This window comes from Moorena sp. SIO3I6 (assembly GCF_010672095.1).
This window is the reverse complement of record NZ_JAAHHU010001456.1, coordinates 1-1,259: the sequence shown is the minus strand read 5'-3', so window position 1 is coordinate 1,259 and position 1,259 is coordinate 1. Positions and strand designations below refer to the sequence as shown.

The following is a 1,259-nucleotide window of genomic DNA, read 5'->3' as shown; positions in this document are numbered from 1 at the left end:
TCAATAAGTGGGGACGCTCCTATGACATCCAGATTCGGAGGACTCAAGGGAAAATCTTTGTTCAGATTATGTGGAAGTATCTAGAGCAGCAATCCTTCCCCCTTTCCGAAGCTGAGTACCTAGAGCATTTAGATACAGTAGCCAACTATATCCGAGGTTGGGGAGGAGCCAGCCAGGTGCAAGAGTTCATTAACAAAACCCGTGAGCGTCCACGACTAGGCAAAGTGGTCAGCATTCCGATCGAACTAGGTGAGCGGTCCTCAGAATGGATGGTAGAGGATTTTTAGGGAGTAGGGAGTAGGGAGTAGGGAGTAGGGTGTGGGGTGTGGGGTGTTGGGAGTCGGGAATCGGGAATCGGGAATCGGGAATCGGGAGTCGGGAGCTTGTAGGGTGGGCAAAAAGCGATGCAGCGGGGTCTTGGGGGTTTCCCCCATGAGCGACTGCATCAAGACACAGTTTGGTTCAAATGAGTCTTCTAGATAATATTACTTTGCCCACCCTACTTGAATTGGTATTTTTTTTACACTCACCCCACACCCCACACCCCACACCCCACACCCCAGTTGTTACCGTAGGCAATAATAAGGGGAAAACCAGGAAATGAAGGGACTCGACTGAACTGAATCAGCCACTAACTCTACTACTCCGTCGTTATTAATCATCCATCGATTAGCTTCAATAACTCTAGACCGACGTGAGTTAACGGGATTAGAAGCATTAGAAGCATGATTACGATTTTTCCTACGGCGAGCGGTGTGGCGAGGTAATGGCCGTAAATCCATCCACAGGGTTTCACCCACAAGAGGTTGAGTGGGGTCTGTGGGTAAGCCACCCCGCCCAATTTGGACAAATCGATTGCCATCCGAGGTACCGCAACCAGTGGCAACTAGCAGTTTGGGATTAACAAAATTGTCTGGTAGCTCGAATAATCCCGCGCTAGGGTCAGAGTATGGTGCATTAATTTCGACGGTACCGCTAAAGGAAGCTCCCAGTTGGGAAGAGGCGGTAATATCACTATCTGGAGTTTGTTGTTCTCTAAATTCAGTACCAAAGATGCCTAAAGCATTGATAATCACTCGTCCCCCAAAGCTATCTTCAGCATTGGCAGTGATATCGCTATTGTCTAGGGCAACTAGCAAGTCAGTATCGATAGTAATGTTACCGCCAGTGGCATCACCTTCGGCATTGGTAGTGATGTTACTGCGATCGCGCATCAAGATTAGCTGAGAATCCAGAATAATATTCCCGTTATCACCAGC

At 48.5% G+C, this 1,259-nt stretch carries 3 protein-coding genes; 1 reads left to right on the top strand and 2 read right to left on the bottom strand.

The window, feature by feature from the left end; translation table 11 throughout:
* A partial coding sequence (locus F6K49_RS50225) for a DUF3067 family protein (protein ID WP_293110341.1) occupies window positions 1–287 on the top strand: 287 nt, incomplete at its 5' end.
* Here the strand turns inward: F6K49_RS50225 and F6K49_RS50220 are convergent.
* Both F6K49_RS50220 and F6K49_RS50215 read right to left on the bottom strand, forming a co-directional pair.
* Window positions 261–434 (bottom strand): hypothetical protein, encoded by a 174-nt coding sequence (locus tag F6K49_RS50220; protein ID WP_293110339.1) that lies wholly within the window; start codon window positions 432–434, stop codon window positions 261–263. The genes F6K49_RS50225 and F6K49_RS50220 overlap by 27 nt on opposite strands.
* 132 nt (window positions 435–566) lie before the next feature.
* On the bottom strand, window positions 567–1,259 hold a 693-nt coding region (locus F6K49_RS50215), incomplete at its 5' end, for an S-layer family protein (protein ID WP_293110337.1).

Bases quoted from the DNA above. Each gene is read 5' to 3' on its own strand.
- F6K49_RS50220 (WP_293110339.1), bottom strand. From the start codon at position 434: ATGGGGGAAACCCCCAAGACCCCGCTGCATCGCTTTTTGCCCACCCTA.